Source organism: Rhodobacter sp. NSM, assembly GCF_052244495.1.
GTDB lineage: Bacteria > Pseudomonadota > Alphaproteobacteria > Rhodobacterales > Rhodobacteraceae > Cereibacter_A.
The window spans coordinates 99877-120147 of record NZ_JBQPXH010000007.1 but is presented as its reverse complement, the minus strand read 5'-3'; the positions used below and the strand labels follow the sequence as shown (position 1 = coordinate 120147).

The window sequence follows — 20271 nt, the reverse complement described above, 5'->3', positions numbered from 1 at the left end:
GCCGCTCACCGGTTGTTCGAGTAGGTGAAGAGGGACTGGAGCGCGAACATCACGCGGTCGAGGGCGAAGCCGATCAGGCCGATGGTGAAGACCGCCACCATGATCCGGGCGAGGCTCTGCTGCGAGCCGTTCTGGAACTCGTCCCAGACGAACTTGCCGAGGCCGGGGTTCTGCGCCAGCATCTCGGCCGCGATCAGCACCATCCAGCCCACGCCGAGGCTGAGCCGCAGGCCGGTGAAGATCAGCGGCAGCGCCGAGGGCAGAACGAGCCGGGTGATCTTCGTCCAGGGCGAGAGCTTCAGCACCCGGCCGACGTTCACGAGGTCGCGGTCGATCGAGGCCACGCCGAGCGCGGTGTTGATCAGCGTCGGCCAGAGCGAGCAGAGCGTGACGGTAATGGCCGAGATCACGAAGCTCTTGGGCAGCGCGCCTTCGCCGCCGACGTAGACGGCCGAGACGACCATGGTCACGATGGGCAGCCAGGCCAGCGGCGAGACCGGCTTGAAGACCTGCACCAGCGGGTTGATGGCGGCGCTGGCGGTGGGCGAGAGGCCCGAGACGATTCCCAGCGGCACCGCGACCAGCGTGGCGAGCAGGAAGCCCGCGAAGACCGTCTGGACCGAGGTCAGGATCTGCTGATAGTAGGTGGGCCGGCCGGTATAGGCGCGCAGCTTCACCTTGTCGGACTTGCCCTCGGCCTCGAGCTTCGCGTTCTTCTCGTCCTGCCTGAGGTAGAAGTCGGCCTCCTTCTGGCGCTCGGCTACGGCGTCGACGTGAAGGGCCTTCGCCTGCTCCCAGACCGCTGCCGGGCCGGGAATGGCGCCAAGCGATGTCTGCACCCTGGGTGCAAGCGCACCCCAGGCGGCGAGGAAGAGGAGGATCGCCAGCAGCGGCACGCCCGCCAGCCGCCAGAGCTCGCCTGCCTGCGACCGGGGCGCGTCCCCGGCGGCGATGCGCAGGATGGGCGTCATCCAGGCAAGTCCGAGGGCACGGAACCAGGCGTCGGCGCGGGTGATGCGGGCGTGGCGGCGGGCCCGGCGGGCGGCGCGGTCGGCGGATGTCATGGGGATCGGATCGAGGACGGTCATCGGGCTCTCCGGGCTTCAGAGGCCGCGTGGCAGGCGGCTCGGGGCTTCGGTTCGGTCGGGCAGGCGGGGGCGGATCGCGCCGCCGCACGCCGGTTCGGGCTGGTCCTGGGGCAGGGCTGGGGGCTCCTCCGGCCTTGGTGCGCCGGAGGGGATGGCGGTCAGTTGGTGATCGCGCCGCCTTCGACCTGCTGGCCGGCCTTGAGGCCGATGGTCAGGCTGTCGATGTAGGCATTGGGCTGGTGGCCGTCGTAGGTCACGCCGTCGATGAAGTCCGAGGTCGGCTCGCGATAGCCGTCGGCATCGAAGTCGAACATCCCGGCCGTAGCGTTGCCCTCGGCAATTACCGCCTCGGCCGCTGCCTTGTAGAGGTCGGGCCGGTAGACTGCCCTCGCGGTCTCGTCGAACCAGCTGTCGGGCTTCGCCTCGGCGATCTGGCCCCAGCGGCGCATCTGGGTCAGGTACCAGACCGCGTCGGAGTAGTAGGGGTAGGTCGCGTTGTAGCGGAAGAACACGTTGAAGTCGGGCGCCGGACGCGTGTCGCCGGGCTCGTATTCGAAGGTGCCGGTCATCGAGTTCGCGATGACCGCGCGGTCGGCGCCGACATATTCGGGCCGCGAGAGGATCTCGACCGCCTCCGGGCGGTTCGCATTGTCGTTCTCGTCGAGCCAGATCGCGGCACGGATCAGCGCCTTGGTCAGCGCGAGCACGGTCTGGGGGTTCTCCTCGGCGAAGGCGGCGGTCAGGCCGAAGACCTTCTCGGGGTTGTTCTTCCAGATGTCGTTGTCCGTGATCACCGGCACGCCGATGCCCTTGGCGACGGCCGCCTGGTTCCACGGCTCGCCCACGCTGTAGCCGAGGATCGTGCCCGCCTCCATCGTGGCCGGCATCTGCGGCGGGGGCGTGACGGAGATCAGCACGTCGCCGTCGATCTGGCCCGACACGTCGTCGGGGGCGTAGAAGCCGGGGTTGATCCCGCCCGCGGCAAGCCAGTAGCGCAGCTCGTAATTGTGGGTCGAGACCGGGAAGACCATGCCGAGGTTGAAGGCGCGACCCTCGGCGGCGTATTCCTCGACCACGGGCTTGAGCGCAGCGGCGCTGACCGGGTGGACGGGCTTGCCCTCGGCATCGGTCGGAACGTTCTCCTTCATCGCCTCCCAGACCGCGTTCGAGACGGTGATCGCGTTGCCATTCAGGTCCATCGAGAAGGGCGTGATGACCGCGCCCTTCGTGCCGTAGCCGATGGTCGCGGCGAGAGGCTGCCCGGCCAGCATGTGCGCGCCGTCCAACTCTCCGGCGATCACGCGGTCAAGCAGGACCTTCCAGTTGGACTGGGCCTCGAGTGTGACGTAGAGGCCCTCCTCCTCGAAGAAGCCCTTTTCCTTCGCGATGGCGAGCGGGGCCATGTCGGTGAGCTTGATGAAGCCGAGCGTCAGCTCGTCCTTCTCGATGTCGGGGGTTTCGGCGAAAGCGGGCAGCGTGGCGAGGGCCGTGCTGAGGCTGAGGGCGATAAGGCGCATTTCGGAACCTGATGGCAAGAGGGAAGGAAACGTCGAAAAGCCGCTGACCATGCATCGCGAGAGGGACTCGCGACGGGTCGAGCGGCTTTGCTCATCTACCCACGGCTTCGGGGGTGGCGCCGGTTCGGGACCACGCTGTCCCTCGGCAAGGTCACCATGCCGAAGCGCGCCCGGTGGCGTCAACGGATTGGTGGCGGAAACGGTTCAGCGTAAAGCGATCTTTTGCGGCATGATCGAAAACGCCCGGATTTTCATCAAAGCACGCTGTCCGGGTCGAAGATCGCGCCGTCGAAGAAACGGTTCGGCAGCAGAATCGTCCGACCCGTCTCGGGCGAGAAGTGGCCCGCGAGCCCGCCCTCGACCTTCTCGGAGAAGCCCGGCATGTCGGCCAGTGCCGGGCCGAGGTGGCGGCGGTAGAGGTCCGAGCGGAAGACGGCACGGGCGCGCCGCGCGGCCTCTGCCGGGTCGAGCCCGTGGCGCAGGGCGAGCCGGGTGCCTATCCAGGCCGACTGGCTGCGCCAGGGGAAGGTGGCCGAACCTGCGAAGAACTCCTGAAACTGCGGCGCGTCGCGCTCATCTCCGCGCGGCGAGATCACCAGCCGCCGGCGCATTGCCCGCTCGAGCACCTCGGGCGCGACGTCGACGCGGCCGGGCCGGGCAACGATCTCGGACGCGGTGCCGATATTGGCAGGTTCGCCCAGCCACCGGCCGGCGCGCCAGACGGCGCGCATGAGCCGCCCGGTCAGGTCAGCGTCGGCCTCGGCCCAGTCATGGCGCACGGCCAGCACCTTCTCGGGCGCGAAGCTCCAGATGGCCGAGGTGGGCAGGAGAAGCTCGCCCGCACCGGTCTCTACCGCGATGGACCCCCATGGCTCGCCGACGCAGAAGGCGTCGATCTCGCCCGCGGCCATGGCCTCGGCCATGAGCGGCGGCGGAACGGTGCGGATGTCGAGCGCGGAGAGCCTCGGCATGCCGACCGAGTCCAGCCAGTACCAGAGCAGTTCCGTGTGCATCGAGAAGGGGAAGGGCACGCCGATCCGCAGCCGTCCCTCGGTCGCGCGTGCCAGAGCCTGGCCGGCAGCGACGGCATCGGCGAAGTCGAAGTCATGGCCCGTCTCGCGCATGCGGGTGGCAAGCACCGGCGAGACGCCGATCACCGACCCTCCCACCGACAGCACCTGCAGAGCGTCGACCCCCAGCGATACGCCGCCCAGCCCCAGTGCCATCGCTACCGGCACCGGCGCCAGCATGTGCGCGGCCTCGATCTGGCCGAAGACCAGCCGGTCGCGCAGCGCCGACCACGAGGGCGCGTCCTCGAGCCGGAGGTCCAACCCCTCCTCCTCGGCAAAACCCAACTCTCGGGCGACGATCAAGGGTGCCGCATCGAGGAGCGGGATGAAGCCCGCGGTAATCGTGGAGAGCTTCATTTCAGCAGGTCCGCCGTCATGACGAGGGCCTGCGCCACCTCGGCAATGCGCTTCTTCTGGTCCATCGCGGTGCGGCGCAGCAGGGCATAGGCTTCGTCCTCGCCGATCCCGCGCATCCGCATGAGGAAACCCTTGGCGCGGTCGATCACCTTGCGCTCCTCCAGCGCGGCGCGCGTGGCTTCGAGTTCGGTGCGCATGCGGTGAAACATCTGGAAGCGCGCTATGGCTGCGTCGAGGATCGGCCGGATGCGGTCGGCGCGCAGGCCGTCCACGACGTAGGTGGAGACACCTGCCTCGATGGCAGCCCGCGTCAGCGCGGGATCGGAGCGGTCCACGAACATCGCCACCGGACGGTCAAGCGGCCCCGAGGCGAGCGTCAGCTCCTCCATCACGTCGCGCGACGGGTCGGCGAGGTCGATCAGCACGAGGTCCGGCTTGCGCTCGGCGATACGCCGGGCAAGGCTCGTTTCGTCGCCGATCACGAAGATGTCGAAGTCTCCCGCCTGCCGCAGGGCATCGACGATAAGGAGCGCGCGCTCGCGGTCGCGCTCGACGATGACGATGGAGAGCGTCTGCATGTTCCCGCCCGATTTCCGGTCAGAAATGACAGATCCGGAGCGGCGGCGTGACGGTTGGGAACACGGGCGGGCGGATCCGGGACAAGGATGCGCATTACGCAGGCAACGGAAGCCACGATGCTCGAATGGCGGGCAATGTGCAGAGCGGTGGCCGCTCAGGCCCTGCGATAGGTCGCCCCCACCAGACGGACCTTCGAGTAGAAGCCGAGTTCCGGATCGACCTCGTCGCCGAGTTCGAGAGTGCCTCGGGCGACGATGGGCACGTTGAAGGGAACCACGTCCACCACCCGCTTGGCGCGCACGGCGAGAATGTCGTCGGGCCAGGGCATGCCCGGCTCGCAGAAGGGGCAGACGGCCATCGGGCGATTGGTCAGGACGAAGAAGGTGGACTCGGCCTTCAGCGGCGGCGCCATGTATCCCCACACGGCGATTTCCGCACCTTCGGCGGCCAGCGCCCTGGGCGAGAAGCTGAGGTCCTTGTTGTAGAGCTCGCGCAGCCGGATCGCCTCGGTTTCGGCAGCCGCGGGAAGGCCGCGCGCGAGGACCAGCGCAGGCGGAAGGGTGAGGAGGGTGCGGCGATTCATCCGGAACTTTCCGTCGTCAGGGCAAGGCGGCCCCGGCGGATGGCCGGGGCCGGCAGGGTCAGGCGCGTGTCACTCTGCGTTCACGGCGTGGTTCATGACGTGGAAGATCACGTTCTGCTCGATCACGCCGCCGAAGAGATGTGCCCAGGGCCCGCGCGCGAAGACCGCCACGTCTTCCCCCGAGTGGGTCTCGGACGACAGGGGGATCAGTGCCTGCTGGACATAGTCCGGGTCGGTGGCCTGCTCTTCCGTGGCCTTCGGGCGGGTTCCGAAGAACGAGCCGTCGGCCTGTTCCGTCAGCACCGAGGACGCGCCGTTCAGATAGCCGATCACCGTGTAGGGCTTGCCGTCGTCGGCGAGGTTCGGCGTTCCGGCGTGTTCCACGCCCTTCTCGTTCTCTTCCATGCAGAGCCCGAGAATGTTCGATCCGCGTCCGCAATAGCCGTTGAAGGCGATGGCATGCTCGTGGTCGGCGGTCACGATGATGAGCGTGTCGTTCGGATCCGTCAGTTCCATCGCCTTGGCGATCGCGTCGGCGAAGGCCTTGCCGTCGGTCAGCATGCGATAGGCGTTGGTCTCGTGGTTGGCGTGGTCCACGCGGCCGGCTTCGATGCTGAGGTAGAAGCCGTTCTCGTTCTGTGAGAGCGCATTGATCGTGGCCTCGGTCATCTCGGCCAGCGAGGGCTCTCCGGTGCGGTCGGCCTCGTATTTCATGTGGCTCGATTCAAAGAGGCCCAGCACAGGCGCATTGCCGCCCATCGAGAGAGCCGCGAAGTCCTGATCGCCAAAGACGACCTGCGCCCCCATGGCAGTGGCCTCGTCCACGAGGTTGCGCCCGTCGGTACGCTTGCCCGGCTTGCCCTCGGTATCGGTCACCTCCGCGGGAAGGAAGTGGGCGCGTCCCCCGCCGAGCGCCACGTCAATGACGCCGGCCTTCATCTGGTCGAGCAGCTGGCTTGCGATGTCCTTCTGCTCGCATCCCTCGGGGATCAGCGAGTTGTCCTCCCAGTCGCGGTTGACGCTGCGGGCGTAGACGGCGGCGGGCGTGGCGTGGGTGATCCGCGCGGTCGAGATCACGCCGACGGACTTGCCCATCCCGGATACAATCTCGGCGAAGGTGCGGGTGCCGGCGGTGGCGCCGGCGGCGCAGTCGTCCACGGCCACGCTGTCGAGGATGTTGATCATCCCGTTCTTGCCCTTCACGCCCGAGTTCATCGCCATGGCGGTCGGGGCCGAGTCAGGGGTCTGGCCGTTGGAGGAATAGGTCTTGACCAGCGCGACGTTGGGGAAGGTCTCCTGCGGCTGGACATAGTCGTCGCCGAGCCCGCCGGCCTGCTGGCCGGAGAAGAGACGGATGGCGTAATTGGTGCCGACGCCGTTGCCGTCGGCGGTGAAGAGAATCACGTTCTTCGCGCGCGAGGTGATCGGCTGCACCGCAAGACGTGCCTCGATCGTGGCCTGTCCGGCCGTGAACCAGTCGGACCCGGCCTGCGGAAGATCCTGCGCGGCCGAGGCCGCGGCGAAGGCGAGGCAGGCGGCAGTGGACATGAGGAGGTGTTTCATCGGCATTTCCCTGTCTGCGTCCTTGGGGACATCGCCCCTTCGCTACCGCCTCCGCGAAACAGATTTGCAACAGCGGGACGCTTCCGTCCGCAGGACCGGGCGGACATCCTTCCGAGTATGTCGTTATATCATAACATCAAGCGGTGGCGCTGCTCTTCCGTCCACTCCACCCGACAAGATCCTGTTACATTCCGCCGCTTGACTGCGCGCGGGTCGCGGCTTCCGGGCGTTCGTCGATCCCTGAGACACTGCGGAGACGCCATGCGCCGACCCCCGACCCAGCCGTCCCGCACGTCCGGCGATGCGGGATCCGTTCCGGATCTGCGGGTGAAAGACCTCGTCATCTCCGGGACAGACGGGCGCGTCCTGCTCGCGGTTCCCGATCTCGAAGTGCCGGCGGGCAGCGCGGTCGCGATTCGCGGGCCGTCGGGGGCGGGCAAGTCCACCCTTCTCCACGCGCTCTCGGGGCTCATGCCGGTGACGCGCGGCCGCATCCTCTGGGGCGGGCTCGATATCGCGGCGCTGAGCGACGAGGGCCGCGCCGCCTTCCGGAGGGAGCGGATCGGCTTCGTCTTCCAGGAGCACCTGCTGTTCGAGGAACTGCCGGCGGCGCAGAATGCCTCGCTCGCCGCGATGTATGCGCCGCGCGCCGCCCGTGCGGCGCTCCGCGCACGTGGGGCGGAGAAGCTGCGCTCGCTCGGCCTCGACCCGGATGCGATACGCGCTTCGGGCAGCTATTCCGGCGGCGAGCGGCAACGCATCGCGGTGGCCCGGGCGCTGGCTGGCGATCCGGCGGTGCTGCTCGCCGACGAGCCGACGGCCAGCCTTGACCGCGGCAATGCCGACCGGCTGGCCGCGGACCTGATCCGGCTCTCGCGGGAGGAGGGCCGGACGCTGATCGCGGTGAGCCACGATCCTGCGTTCCACGCCGCGGCCGACCGCGTGATCGACCTCGCCGACGGCCGCCTCGGCGCCGGGGGGCGGGCATGAGCGAGCTTTGGCGTCAAGTGCCGGCACTGGCGCAGGATGTGGTCCTGCTGCTGGCGCTACTCGCGCCGACAGCGCTCATCGGCCTCGTGGTGCTGCGAGGGTTCGCGCTTGCGCCGCTGCTCGGCGGCCTGCTGCGCCGCCAGACCGCGATCAGCGCGGTCTTCGCGGCGCTGATCGCGGTCTCCGTGGGTCTGGGTGTCGGGCTCATCGCGCAGGAACGCGGGCTGCGTCAGGGTACGGCGCGGGCGGCGGATCGGTTCGACCTCGTGATCGCGGCACCGGGCAGCGAGATCACGGCCATGCTGGCGGCGGTCTATCTGCAGCCATCGGACATGGCGCTGGTGGACGGAGAGACCTACGACCGGATCGCGGGCCACCCGGGCGTGCGTCTGGTGGCCCCGATCGGCTTCGGCGACAGCTGGAACGGGGCGCCGGTTGTCGGCACGACCTCGGATTTTGTCCGGCATCTGTCGGGAGGGCTGGACGAGGGGCGGATGTTCTCGACCGAAGGCGAGGCCGTGGCGGGCGCGCGCCTGCCCATCGCGATCGGCGACCGGTTCGAGCCGGCCCACGGAACCGGCCACGGAGCCGAGGAGGGCGCGCATGAGGAGGCGGCTTACGAGGTGGTCGGGCGGATGCCGCTGACAGGCACGCCCTGGGACCGAGCGCTTCTGGTGCCGATTGAATCGGTCTGGTCGGTCCATGGGCTCGCCAACGGCCACGGCGACGACTGGACCGGCGCGGTCGGCCCGCCCTTCGACCCCTCGCGATTTCCCGGCACGCCAGCGGTGATGGTGCGTGCGCAATCGCTCGGTGCCACATACGGGCTTCGGGCCGAGTTTACCGACGACCGCACCATGGCCTTCTTTCCCGGCACGGTGCTCGCGCGGCTGCACGCGCTGATGGGGGACATCCGGCAGGCGATGTCCGTCCTTGCGGTGATCACGCAGGTCCTTGTCACCGCGGGCGTTCTCGCTGGCCTGATGATGCTGACGCGGCTGATCGCGCGGAGGCTCGCGCTCCTGCGGGCGCTGGGAGCGCCGCGCCGCTTCGTCTTCGCCCTGACCTGGAGCTTCGCGGTGACGCTGATCCTGGCGGGTGCGGCCGGGGGCCTCATCCTCGGGATCGGTGCGACGGCCGCGATCTCTGCGGCCATCACCGCAAGGACGGACATCCTGGTGCGGGCGAGCCTCGGCTGGCCCGAACTGCATCTCGTGGCGGGCTTCGTCAGCCTCACGGCGCTGCTGGCGCTGGTCCCTGCCTACCTGACCATGAACCGTCCCGTGATCGCCGACCTGAGAGGCTGATCCGAAAGGAGTCCCCGTCGCCCTGCTGCTTGCCGCACGCGGCGGCGCGGCGGCACTGCCACGCCGGTCACGCGCATCAGAAAGGGGACAAGCATCGCCGCATTCTGCAACGAGCGGCGGCGGTGCTCACGTCACGCTTCAGGCCGCGCTCGGGGCGACCGCCATCGAGGCGGCGGGAACGGCTGTCGTCCTCGTGCCCAGTGGGCTCTCGCTGTTTTTGCGGCTCGGGATGCGGGCACATTGCGCCTTCGCGTCCGTCCCTTGAGACGGCCGCCGCGGGTCCATCGGCGATTTGCGTCCATGAGCTGGATCTTTGGCAGAAACAGTTAGGCAGTTGTCGCGTTTCATCGCCTGTCTGTCACATGAGCGGCGATGAGGATGAGCACAGCCAGCTGGCCCGCGGCCGGAAACGCGACCGCCGCACGAATCCGCGACCATGACTGGTCCCGAACCGCTCTTGGGGCGGCTGACGGCTGGTCGCCGCGTCTCAAGGCGCAGATCGAGCTGGTGGCTGACGCCGTCCATCCGATGTATCTGGCGCTCTGCGACGACCTCATCTTCATCTACAACGATGCCTACGGCCGCTTCCTCGCCGACCGGCATCCCGCCGCCTTCGGCCAGCCCATGCGCGAGGCCTTCCCGGAGCTGTGGCCCGATCTCGGGCCGCTTTGCAGCGAGGTGATGTCCGGCCGGCCGCAACTGCTCGAGAACGTCCGCTTCCCGATGCCCTGGCGGATCGAGCAGCCGTTCGGCTGGTTCACCTTTACCCTGATGCCCGTCCGCGACGAGGCGGGTGTGGTCGCCGGCTTCCTCGCCTCGACGATGGAGACGACCGAGACATTCCGCCTGCGTGACGCGCTGCTCGAGCGCCAGAGGCGACGCGAGTTCCTCGTGAAGATGAGCGACGCGCTGCGTCCGCTGGCCGATGCCGACGAGGCGTGTTCGGTTGCCTGCCGTCTCCTCGGCCAGTTTCTCGGCGCCTCGCGGGTCTACTATCTGGAGTATGATGCGGCCGACGATTGCGGCATCGTGATCAACGATTACCGCGAACAGGGCCTGAGCAGCCTCGTCGGGCGCCATCCGATGGACGCCTTCCGCTCGACCTACCGGCGGATCTTCAGCGGCGAGACCTGGGTCGTGACCGATGTCGGCGAAAGCGCCGTTTCGCCCGAGGAGCGAAGCTATCTCTCGCAGCAGGGCGTGAGTGCCTGGGTGGACGTGCCGCTGGTGAAGGATGGCAGCCTCGATGCCGCGCTTTGCGTCGTGCAGGCCGTGCCGCGGGACTGGGCGGACGGCGAGACCGCGGTGATCGAGGAGACGGCCGAGAGGCTGTGGCATGCGATCCGGCGTGCGCGGGCCGAGGCAGCATTGCGCGAAAGCGAATGGCGCTTCCATCAGTTCGCCGACAACACCGGCGACACGCTCTGGATCCTGAACACGGGCACCGGCCGCCTCGAGTTCCTGAACCCGGCATTCGAGACCATGTGGGGGGAAGGCCGGGACCGCGTCATGAGCGACATCGGCCGGTGGGCCGAGCTGCTGCATCCCGAGGACCGGGAATCCGCGGCGCAGGGCATGTCGCACCCGCTTGCCGGAGAGATCTTCCAGCAGACCTACCGCATCGTCCGCCCCGGTGACGGCGCGGTCCGCTACATCCGGGACACGGGCTTTCCGATGCCCGATCTTCGGGGGCGTGTGGCAAGGGTCGGCGGCATCGCGCAGGACGTGACCGAGCAGATGCGCGCCGAGGAGGCGCTCCGCGAGAGCGAGGAGCGGTTGCGCAGCGCCATCGAGGTCGGCGGGCTGGGCCTCTGGGACTGGAACATGGTGACGGACGAGGTGCACTGGTCCGACGAGCACTACCGCATGCTCGGCCATGCCGTGGGCTCGGTGACGCCCGCCTATGCCGTCTGGGCCGAGTGTCTGCATCCCGACGACCGCGCCGTTGCCGAGGCGGCGGTGCTCGAGGCGCGCGCGTCCGGACAGGTCTACGAACACGAGTTCCGGGTCGTCCACGCGGACGGCACGGTGCGCTGGCTCTCGGCCCGAGGTCGGTTCTTCTACGACGAGGCCGGGCGGGCGCGGCGGATGGTGGGCGCGGTCGCGGACATGACCGAACGCCGCGAGATGGAGGAGCACCAGCGGGTCCTGATCGCCGAGCTGCAGCACCGCACCATGAACCTGATGGGGGTGGTCAGCTCGCTGGCTGACAAGACGGCGCGGAACTGCTCGGACATTGTGGAATTCCGGCTGAAGTTCCGCAATCGCATGCAGGCACTGGCGCGGGCGCAGCGCCTGCTCTCCCGGATGGACGAGCACGCCCGGGTGTCCTTCGACGAACTGATCCGCGCCGAGATCCTCGCGGTGGAGGATGGGCAGGCCGACCGGGTGACGCTCGAAGGGCCAGCGGGAATTTCGCTGCGATCCTCGACCGTGCAGACGCTCGCCATCGCCCTGCACGAACTCGCGGCCAACGCGGTCACGTTCGGGGCACTCGGCCAGCCGAAAGGGCATCTCTCCATCCGCTGGAGCTTCCAGCCGGCGCAGGAGGGAGGCGAACCGTGGTTGCACATCGACTGGAGCGAGAGCGGCGTGACCATGCCGCCCGAAGCCGCCGCCGACTGCCCGACGGGGCAGGGGCGCGAGCTGATCGAACATGCGCTGCCCTTCCAGCTGAGTGCCCGGACGAGCTTCGGGTTCGGCCCCGACGGCGTCCGCTGCACGATCTCGATCCCGGTCTCCGGCAGGACGGACGGACTGCCGGGGGCGGATCCGGCATGAGAGCTGCGGGTGGATGGGTTACTCCCAGCCCTGCGCCCCGAGAAGCGGCACGAACCTCACCGCACCCAGATCCTCGGTCGTGAAATCCACCGGTCCTGTGCGGATGATCCGCAGCAGGCGCTGCTCGCGCCGCGCGGGACCCACCGGCATGACGAGGCGTCCCCACGGCGCGAGTTGGTCGAAGAGCGCCTGAGGCACCGAGGGGCCGCCCGCGGCCACCAGGATCGCATCGAAGGGTGCAGCCTCGGGCAGGCCGAGCGTGCCGTCGCCCTCGTGGACCGAGACATTGTCATAGCCGAGCCGGGCCAGTCTCTCGGCTGCCGGACCGGCCAGCGCGGCCAGACGCTCAATGCCCATGACTTCGGCTGCGAGCAGTCCCAGCACGGCCGCCGCATAGCCCGAGCCGGTGCCGACTTCGAGCACGCGGTCGGTGGGGCCGATCCGGGCGGCCTCGGCCATGCGGGCGACGATCCAGGGCTGCGAGACCGTCTGCCCCCCGATGATCGGCACGGGCGTATCCTCATAGGCCACGGCCCGCCGGGCCTCGTCCACGAACTCCTCGCGCGGAACTCGGCCCATCGCCTCGAGCACGCGCCTGTCCACGATACCGCGGGCGCGAAGCTGGCAGTCGACCATCCGCCGACGCGCAATGTCCATGTCGCTCATCTGGCATCCTTCCTTCTGCGCAGTCCGCCGCCAGTCGGGTCAGCATGAACGGAAAGCTGCTGCCCCGCATTGACGGAATGTGCAGGGGAGGGCGGCCCGGGGCAGGTCGCAGCTTCCGCAAGGGAACCAGGAAGCGCGGCGGAGGTTCTTCGACGCAGCGCGGCCGAGACCGGGCGCGCCGGTCGCGTTCCGGCGGGCGGCCTCGACTGTCCTGCCTGGGGCCGTTGTCTCCGCTTTCGACGGAAGGGATCTGCAGATGGAACCGACGATCTACCTCAACTTCGACGGCTGCTGCCTTGAGGCCATGCGCTTCTACGCCGAGACGCTTGGCGGCGAGATCAAGGGCGTGTTCCGCAACGGCGACGCGCCCGATGCCGAGAGCCGCATGCCCGGAGGGGACGATCTGGTCATGAACATGAGCATGACGCTTGGCAGCGCCACAGTCATGGCCTCGGACGCCCCGGAGGAATGGTACAGCAAGCCGCAGGGCTTCGCCGTCTCGATCTCGCCCGCTTCGGAAGCCGAGTTCGACCGCATCTACTCGGCCTTGTCGGCCGAGGCGCAGCGCGTGACGATGCCGCCCGCCGAAACCTACTGGGCCGACCGCTTCGCCATGTTCACCGACCGCTTCGGCACGCCCTGGATGCTGAACTACACCGGGTCGAAGACCGTGGCGTAACGGGCATGGCCCGAGGAACGACTGCGACCACATGCAGGACAGGAGACGGAAGATGACAATCCCGAAGAACACGGTCTGCCTGTGGTTCGAGAAGGACGCCGAGGAGGCCGCCCGCTTCTATGCCGGGATCTTCCCCGACAGCTCGGTCGGCGAGATCCATCGCGCGCCCGCCGACTATCCCTCGGGCAAGGCGGGAGACGTGCTGACCGTGGACTTCACGGTCGCAGGCATCCCCTGTCTCGGGCTGAACGGCGGGCCTGCCTTCCGCCAGAGCGAGGCCTTCTCGTTCCAGATCGCGACCGACGACCAGGAGGAGACCGACCGCTACTGGAACGCCATCGTCGGCAATGGCGGCCAGGAAAGCGCCTGCGGCTGGTGCAAGGACCGATGGGGCATCTCGTGGCAGATCACGCCGCGCACGCTGATCGAGGCGATGGCGGCGGGCGGCGACGAGGCCAGACGCGCCTTCGAGGCGATGATGACCATGGGTAGGATCGATGTCGGGGCCATCGACGCCGCTCGCCGCGGATGAGGCGGTCCGCTAACCGGAAGGTCCGGCCGTGGTGGCGGAAGAACCGTCACCCGTTTTCGCCGATTTGGACCCGCCCAGCATCCGCACCTCGCGCTGCGGGAAGGGAATGGTGATGCCATTCGCCTGGAAGGCATCCCAAAGGGCGAGGAAGACATTGCCGCGGATGTTGGTGAGCCCGCCGGTCGCATCGGCGATCCAGAAGCGCAGGATGTAGTCGATGCTTGACTCTCCGAAGCCGGTGATGTGGCACACCGGAGCGCGCGTCACCAGCACCCTGTCGACGCCCTTGGCGGCCTCGATCGCAATGCGTCGGACGTCGTGCGGGTTGTCGCCGTAGGACGTTCCGAAATGGATGTCGAGCCGGACATAGTCGTCGGAATGGGTCCAGTTCACCACCTGGTTCGTGATCATGTCCTCGTTCGGGATCAGGAACTCGCGTCCGTCGCGGGTGGTGATCGAGACGTAACGCGCCCCCAGTGCGTTGATCCAGCCGAAGGTCTCGCCGAGGCTGATCACGTCGCCGGGCTTGATCGACTTGTCGAGCAGGATGATGACACCCGACACCAGATTCGAGACCACCTTCTGCAGCCCGAAGCCGAGCCCGAGGCCGATGGCGCCCGAGAGGAAGGCGAGGCCGGTGAGGTCGACTCCGACCGCACGCAGGCCGACGACGAAGGCCGCGCCGTAGAGGCTGACCTGCAGCAGCTTCACGATCAGCACGCGCATCGAGGGCGAGATCTGGTCGTTGACCGCCACCCGCGCCGACGTGATCCGGGTGAGAAATCGCGCCAGCACGAGGAAGAGGCCCACGAAGACGACCGCCTGCACCAGCGTCCATGTCGAGACGCGCAGCGTGCCGAACATCACGGCGTGCCGGTCGAGCAGGTCGGCCACGTCTGCATCGAGGTTCAGGATCCGCAGCGTGACCCAGATCCAGGCGCCGTATCTGACGGCCGAGCGCAGCAGCGGGTTCGCGATCAGGCGTGTCGAGAAGACGACGATCAGCCAGGCGAGCGCCAGCGACGCCACGGCCGCGACGAGGTAGGAGCGGCTCGGCCACGTGACGCTGCGCATGATCCAGACCGTCGCTTGTGTGAGGATCACGAAGAAGATCCCCCGCAGCCTCCGGTGAACGACCACCATGAGGCGCATGCGCCAGAGCGCCCAGCCCTCGCGGCTGCGCATCCAGGCATGAAGCCGCGGGGCTGCCCAGGCAGCCATCAGATGCGCCACCAGCGCCAGCGCCAGCACGATGGCGATCTGATACAGGTTCCAGGGCCGGAGCAGGCTCGCAATGAAGAGCTCCAGATCCCGGATCAGGCCGTCGAGCATCTCTGCCAGGTCAGTCACCCGCTACCCTCCCTCGACCCCAAGCGCATCAGGGCTACCCGAGTTCCGCAGCGGGACAGACCGCGCCGCCCGATCTACAAGTCGGCGAGGGCTCGGCAGGCCTGAACGCACGGGCCCCGCGAGCCGTCGGGACCGCCGGCTCTTGCGGGCACCGCGCGGCCGGCCCGTGGAAACGCTCGCGCGGGACGGATCATGCCGGAGCGGCGAAGGTCAGGAGGGAGCCCAGGCGCGCGATGGCAAGGGGGGCAATTCCCGGGTCCAGCCGGAAGTCGTCCCATCAGGATCTGCAACGCCTGCTCCGTCACTGCTAAAATTGGCCGGGAGGACAGTTTGCGCACTAGCATGACATCGGCCATGACCGTATCTGGTTGAAGTTCCACTTGCCGGTCAGCGATCCCATGCCCTCTGCCACCGATTCCGATGGCCGTCCTCCGTCGCAGGATGACGGCAAGCCCGCGGAAGCGGCGCACGACATGTTGCTCGGGCGTCGACGGTCCGGCTGCACGCGACCCGTGCGGGACCCTGCCACCCGTGACCTGTGGCTCGAGACGCTGCTGGCCGAGGTGCAGGCGCTCGCCACGGCAGGCCACTACATCGCCCTGCACATCAGGGCTCTTCAGCCGCAGTGGGTGTCCATCACCTATCCTCAGGCCTGGACAGACTTCTACCTCGAGAGGTCCCTCGCCATCGCCGACCCTTCCGTTACCTGGGCGCTCCACAGTCGTGGCGTGCGCCGCTGGAGCGAATTCACCGATGATCCGATGGGCGTCATGGCGGGTGCAGCCAGCCACGGGCTGAAGTTTGGTGCCGTCTTCTCGGTGGGACCGGGGCCCAACCCGAGCATCTGCGGCCTGGGCCGCCATGACCGCGAGTTCTCCGAGGCCGAACTCGGCCAGCTGATCGCGATCATCTCGGAAATGCATGCGCTGCTGGACGAAAGCGGGCCGACCCTGACAACGAAGCAGGTCGACGCGCTGCGTCTCATCGAACAGGGGTGCCGCCAGCAAGAGGCGGCCACGCGCCTCGGCATCAGCCTGATGGCCTGCAAGATCCGGCTGAACGGCGCCCGCCGCGCTCTCGGGGCCAAGACCACGACGGAGGCCGTGGCCAAGGCCTGCTCGGCGGGTTTGCTCTGAGAAGCCCAAGCCCGTATCGGCGAGGCCGGGCGGCCTGATGCTGCGATCACGTCTCCCGGGCATTTGTGCAGCGTCCTCCGCGCGCCGGGCGGCATCCGCACCCTTGAGCGCCGGACTCGTTCAGCTGTGCGATCCTGCAGAAGGAGGCTCGCGTTTTTACTCCGTGCCCAGTGGTCACGCGGTCATCCCGTCTCGCGGCTCACCATCTTCCAGAGCTCCGGATAGTCGGTCACGGTCCCGAAATCATCGACGAGCAGCGTCGCGCCGTAGTCGTGCAGCGGAGACTCGTAGGCGTATCTGCCCCTTGCGACATGACGATAGGTCTGGACCAGCGGCTTGACTGTCCAGTCGCCATCGTCGAGCCAGACTGCGACCGACCGGGCGCCCGAGCCCTCAGGCAGGCGCAACCGCCGGATGGCAGTCGTGTTCGTTGCGGGCGTGAAGCCGAGGTCGATGTCCTGCAAGCCGTCAAGGCTCCGGTCGATGTGGCCGTTGACGCGCCAAAGGCCATCGTCGGCCCGCCACAGGTCCAGACGGAAGGGCCGCGACCCGATCCATCCCGAGACGGCCGCGCCGCGACTTGCCCATTCCGGGTCGCACATGACGTGGTAGGAGAGCATCGCAGCCCTGTCGGCATGAGTGAAGACGGCGGTGCCGTCGATCATCCAGCCCTCCGGGGTTTCCCGATAGCGACAGGCATCGTGCCCTTCCTGACTCAGTCGGCGCCAGAGGATGGTATGCATGGGGTCCCGACGCTCCTTGCCCTGCGCCGGAGGCGCAGTAGTCACACAGGCACTCTGACCTTTCCTCCGGCGGCAAGCAGGCCGCTGAAGGTTGCGAGCCATTTGATGCATCGACGGCGCGGTTGCCCTCGATGATATTCCTGCATGCCTCTGTCGGTTCCGAACGGCTGGATCATACCGGCCAATTCTGGCTCCGGCTGCCGTCATCGTCGCAGGCGGCCATCCCGTCCCCGGCACGTCATCCGCTGCCGGATGCCTGGGGCAGAGCTGCCCGGCACCGAGGGCCGACTTCAGGCGCAGGCCGCAGTCGGACGAAAAGGCGCGGCAGGAAAGCACCGGAAACGGCAGACTGCGGCGCTACCTGAGGAACATGAAGATCGGGACCTTCAATGTGAACGGTGTGAACGGCCGCCTTCCGGTTCTGCTGCGCTGGCTCGACGAGGCGCAGCCGGACGTCGTCTGCCTGCAGGAGTTGAAGGCCCCGGACGAGCGTTTTCCCGCTGCGGCCCTCGATCAGGCGGGCTATGGCGCCGTCTGGCATGGGCAGAAGAGCTGGAACGGCGTGGCCATCCTCGCCCGCGGGGCCGAACCGGTCGAGACGCGGCGCGGACTTCCCGGCGTCGAGGACGGGCAGAGTCGATACATCGAGGCCGCCGTCGGGGGCCTTCTCGTAGGCTGCCTCTACCTGCCGAACGGAAACCCGGCACCCGGTCCGAAATTCGACGCCAAGCTTGAGTGGTTCTCGCGCCTTCTCGATCATGCCGGCGATCTGCTGCGCCACGAGGTGCCGGTCGTTCTGTGCGGAGACTTCAACGTGATGCCGACGGAGCTCGACGTCTACCGGCCTGACCGCTGGCGCAAGGATGCCCTCTTCCGGCCCGAGGTGCGCGACGCCTTTGCCCGTCTCCTCGCACAGGGATGGACCGACGCCGTCCGGCATCTGCACCCCGGCGACAGGATCTATACGTTCTGGGACTATCTGCGGAACGCGTGGGAGCGGGACGCCGGCCTGCGCCTCGATCACCTGCTGCTGAGCCCCATGATCGTGCCGCAGCTGAAGGCAGCGGATGTCGACCGGCATGTGCGTGGCTGGGAGAAGGCAAGTGACCATGCTCCCGCCTGGATCGAACTTGCGACGGAGGAACCGCGCGAACGGCGCGCGCCGTCCGGCAGGAGGAAGGCGGGATGACCCTGCGGCGGTTTCTTGTGGCGTTTCCGCTTCTGCTGCTGGTCGGCGCCGCCGTGGCGATGGCTGTCCTCCTCGTGCCGCGCGAGAACCCGCAGCCGCTGCCCGCTTCCCTGATCCCCTTCGACAGCGAGGCGGGGCAGGCGCTTCTGGCGGAGGCCGAGGCCACGGCCGATCTTGACGACCTGTCCGCGAGCTTCCGGCCTCAGCGGCTGACGAGCTTCTGCGGGGTGGCGAGCAGCGTGGCCGTGCTGAATGCGCTCGGCCAGACAGTGACACAGCGCGGGTTCTTCGACGGGCGGACCGGGCAGGTTCGTTCGCGATGGCGGGTGGTGTTCGGCGGGATGCCGCTCGACGCGCTGGGCGGGCTGCTGGTCGCCCGTGGTGCCAGCGTCGAGGTGCGGCACGCGGACGGGCTGGGGGCCGCGGAGTTTCGCGCCGCCCTCCGGCGAAACCTCTCGACGGAGGGCGACTACCTGATCGTGAACTACCTGCGGGAGGTGCTGGGGCAGGGTGCGTCCGGGCATATTTCACCGCTGGCCGCCTATGATGCGGAAAGCGACCGCGTCCTTGTGCTCGACACCGCTGCGCACCGCTTTCCCTGGACATGGGTGCCGTTGCCCGATCTCCTAGCCGCCATGGCGACCACGGATGGAGAAAGCGGCCTGCCGCGCGGCTATGTCGAGGTGCGGGCCGGCCCCTGAGGGCACGCCGCCGGAATGCCCTATCCCCGCCGTTCTTCCCGAGGGCGGTGCTTCAGCGGCGTCACATTCCGCGACTTCGCTTCTGCGGCGCGTCGCCGGGCAAGAAGCCCGCAATCTCTTCGTCTCATGGGCGGCTCCTCCCTTGATCCGCATCGCCATCCGACCTATCCGGGTAATCAGTCCGACCGGTTGTCTGAATTCGATGAGGAAAGCCATGCACCTGAGCAGACGCACGATCATGAAGCTGGGCGGCGCGGCAGCCCTTGCGACCACCTTTCCGCGGCTGGCCTCCGCGGCCTTCGCGCCCACCCCTTCCGGCTGGCGCAGGTTCCGGCTTGTGACCCGTGTCGAGATCGCGCGGAACGGCGCCGAGACGCAGGTCTGGATCCCGATCCCCGCCGTCACCGAAGCGGAGTGGATGCGGGCAGGCGACAGCACGTGGAGCACGAACGCTGCGGAAGCTGCCATCAAGGCGGACGGGACGGGCGCGCAGTTCGTCCACGCTGTCTGGCCGGCCGGATCCGGGCCCGCGGTGCTGGAGGTGACCTCTCTTGCTTCGGCGCAGGATCGCGCGGTGGACCTGACCGCCTCGGGTGAGGCACGGCCGCTTTCGGAGGCCGAACGGCGGCAGTTCACCTCCGCGACCGAGCTGATCCCGACGGACGGGATCGTCCGCGACACGGCCCAGCAGATCGTTGCCGGAGCCGAGGACGACATCGAGAAGGCCCGGCGCATCTACGACTGGGTCGTCGACAGCACCGAGCGCAATCCGGAGACGCGGGGCTGCGGGCTCGGGGACATCGCCTCGATGCTCAAGACGGGCGATCTCACCGGAAAATGCGCGGATCTGAACACTCTCTATGTGGGGCTTGCGCGCGCTTCCGGCCTGCCGGCGCGCGACGTCTACGGTCTGCGGGTGGCTCCGTCGGCCTTCGGATACAAGAGCCTGGGGGCCGGCTCGTCCAATGTGACCAAGGCCCAGCACTGCCGGGCCGAGGTGTATCTCGATGGCCTCGGATGGGTCCCCGTCGATCCGGCCGATGTGCGCAAGGTCGTGCTCGAAGAGCCGCCGAAGACGCTGACGCTTCAGGACGACGCGGTCCGGGACGTGCGCCGCGCGCTTTTCGGGTCCTGGGAAGGCAACTGGATCGCTTACAACTTCTCTCATGACGTGGCCCTGCCCGGCGCCACTGACGGTCCGCTGCCGTTCCTGATGTATCCCGCGGCCGAGGTCGGTGGCGTCCGTCTGGACGAGCTTGCGCCCGACGACTTCCGTTACTCCATCACGGCGGAAGAGCTGACCGGCTGAGCCCGCCCGGTTCGGGGCGGCCTTCTCGCGCGGCCAGGGTGGGATGGCCGCGTGGAACCGCTGAGTCCTCCGTTGCGGAGGTGCAGTGTGGACGTTGTCGGTAATGAACCGCCCCGTGAAGATCCGGGGCG

At 68.3% G+C, this 20271-nt stretch carries 18 protein-coding genes; 9 read left to right on the top strand and 9 right to left on the bottom strand.

Annotated features, from left to right (window positions below):
* Positions 1-5: 5 nt before the first annotated feature.
* From ACTVZP_RS14795 to ACTVZP_RS14770, 6 genes are all read right to left on the bottom strand, one after another.
* The gene (locus ACTVZP_RS14795; RefSeq protein ID WP_443212926.1) at positions 6-1088 is read right to left on the bottom strand and encodes an ABC transporter permease; all 1083 of its coding nucleotides are present in this window, start codon (positions 1086-1088) and stop codon (positions 6-8) included.
* A gap of 158 nt (positions 1089-1246) precedes the next feature.
* Positions 1247-2605: a CmpA/NrtA family ABC transporter substrate-binding protein gene (locus ACTVZP_RS14790; RefSeq protein WP_443212925.1), complete on the bottom strand. Its 1359-nt coding sequence runs from the start codon at positions 2603-2605 to the stop codon at positions 1247-1249.
* Between the two features lie 254 nt (positions 2606-2859).
* Entirely contained in the window at positions 2860-4032 is a 1173-nt protein-coding gene (locus ACTVZP_RS14785) for an ABC transporter substrate-binding protein (RefSeq protein WP_443212924.1), read from the bottom strand.
* On the bottom strand, positions 4029-4610 hold the full coding sequence (locus ACTVZP_RS14780) for an ANTAR domain-containing response regulator (protein WP_443212923.1): 582 nt from the start codon (positions 4608-4610) through the stop codon (positions 4029-4031). The genes ACTVZP_RS14785 and ACTVZP_RS14780 overlap by 4 nt, the downstream gene beginning before the upstream one ends.
* A gap of 155 nt (positions 4611-4765) precedes the next feature.
* Positions 4766-5194 (bottom strand): hypothetical protein, encoded by a 429-nt coding sequence (locus ACTVZP_RS14775; RefSeq protein WP_443212922.1) that lies wholly within the window; start codon positions 5192-5194, stop codon positions 4766-4768.
* 69 nt (positions 5195-5263) lie between these two features.
* Positions 5264-6757: an alkaline phosphatase gene (locus ACTVZP_RS14770; protein WP_443212921.1), complete on the bottom strand. Its 1494-nt coding sequence runs from the start codon at positions 6755-6757 to the stop codon at positions 5264-5266.
* 261 nt (positions 6758-7018) lie between these two features.
* Between ACTVZP_RS14770 and ACTVZP_RS14765 the strand changes: the two genes are divergently transcribed.
* The 3 genes from ACTVZP_RS14765 to ACTVZP_RS14755 all read left to right on the top strand — a co-directional run bounded on the left by ACTVZP_RS14765 (position 7019) and on the right by ACTVZP_RS14755 (position 11835).
* Positions 7019-7747 carry an ABC transporter ATP-binding protein gene (locus ACTVZP_RS14765; protein ID WP_443212920.1) on the top strand — a complete coding sequence of 243 codons (729 nt, stop codon included), beginning with the start codon at positions 7019-7021 and terminating at the stop codon, positions 7745-7747.
* Complete coding sequence (locus ACTVZP_RS14760) at positions 7744-9054, top strand: ABC transporter permease (RefSeq protein ID WP_443212919.1); 1311 nt, start codon at positions 7744-7746, stop codon at positions 9052-9054. The genes ACTVZP_RS14765 and ACTVZP_RS14760 overlap by 4 nt, the downstream gene beginning before the upstream one ends.
* 378 nt (positions 9055-9432) lie before the next feature.
* Positions 9433-11835 (top strand): PAS domain-containing protein, encoded by a 2403-nt coding sequence (locus ACTVZP_RS14755; protein ID WP_443212918.1) that lies wholly within the window; start codon positions 9433-9435, stop codon positions 11833-11835.
* Positions 11836-11853: 18 nt separating this feature from the next.
* On the opposite strand, the gene ACTVZP_RS14750 is transcribed toward ACTVZP_RS14755, so the two are convergent.
* The gene (locus tag ACTVZP_RS14750; protein WP_443212917.1) at positions 11854-12501 is read right to left on the bottom strand and encodes a protein-L-isoaspartate(D-aspartate) O-methyltransferase; all 648 of its coding nucleotides are present in this window, start codon (positions 12499-12501) and stop codon (positions 11854-11856) included.
* Between the two features lie 256 nt (positions 12502-12757).
* Here ACTVZP_RS14750 and ACTVZP_RS14745 point away from each other — a divergent pair, with 256 nt between their 5' ends.
* Together ACTVZP_RS14745 and ACTVZP_RS14740 are read left to right on the top strand one after the other, a co-directional pair.
* Positions 12758-13180: a VOC family protein gene (locus ACTVZP_RS14745; protein ID WP_443212916.1), complete on the top strand. Its 423-nt coding sequence runs from the start codon at positions 12758-12760 to the stop codon at positions 13178-13180.
* A gap of 52 nt (positions 13181-13232) precedes the next feature.
* Positions 13233-13712 (top strand): VOC family protein, encoded by a 480-nt coding sequence (locus ACTVZP_RS14740; protein ID WP_443212915.1) that lies wholly within the window; start codon positions 13233-13235, stop codon positions 13710-13712.
* A gap of 9 nt (positions 13713-13721) precedes the next feature.
* Here ACTVZP_RS14740 and ACTVZP_RS14735 read toward each other — a convergent pair whose 3' ends face one another.
* Positions 13722-15044, bottom strand: a complete 1323-nt coding sequence (locus ACTVZP_RS14735) for a mechanosensitive ion channel family protein (protein ID WP_443213001.1) — start codon at positions 15042-15044, stop codon at positions 13722-13724.
* A 530-nt stretch (positions 15045-15574) separates the two neighbouring features.
* Here ACTVZP_RS14735 and ACTVZP_RS14730 point away from each other — a divergent pair.
* Positions 15575-16198, top strand: coding sequence for an autoinducer binding domain-containing protein (locus ACTVZP_RS14730; protein WP_443212914.1), 624 nt, complete (start codon positions 15575-15577; stop codon positions 16196-16198).
* A gap of 182 nt (positions 16199-16380) precedes the next feature.
* On the opposite strand, the gene ACTVZP_RS14725 is transcribed toward ACTVZP_RS14730, so the two are convergent.
* A complete protein-coding gene (locus ACTVZP_RS14725) occupies positions 16381-16941 on the bottom strand; it encodes a putative glycolipid-binding domain-containing protein (RefSeq protein ID WP_443212913.1) in 561 nt (186 codons plus the stop codon).
* A gap of 370 nt (positions 16942-17311) precedes the next feature.
* Here ACTVZP_RS14725 and xth point away from each other — a divergent pair, with 370 nt between their 5' ends.
* The 3 genes from xth (at position 17312) to ACTVZP_RS14710 (ending at position 20140) form a co-directional block, all read left to right on the top strand.
* Complete coding sequence (xth, locus tag ACTVZP_RS14720; protein WP_443212912.1) at positions 17312-18130, top strand: exodeoxyribonuclease III; 819 nt, start codon at positions 17312-17314, stop codon at positions 18128-18130.
* Entirely contained in the window at positions 18127-18831 is a 705-nt protein-coding gene (locus tag ACTVZP_RS14715; protein ID WP_443212911.1) for a phytochelatin synthase family protein, read from the top strand. Before xth ends, ACTVZP_RS14715 begins: the two co-directional genes overlap by 4 nt.
* Before the next feature lie 214 nt (positions 18832-19045).
* The gene (locus ACTVZP_RS14710) at positions 19046-20140 is read left to right on the top strand and encodes a transglutaminase-like domain-containing protein (RefSeq protein ID WP_443212910.1); all 1095 of its coding nucleotides are present in this window, start codon (positions 19046-19048) and stop codon (positions 20138-20140) included.
* Positions 20141-20271 lie beyond the last annotated feature (131 nt).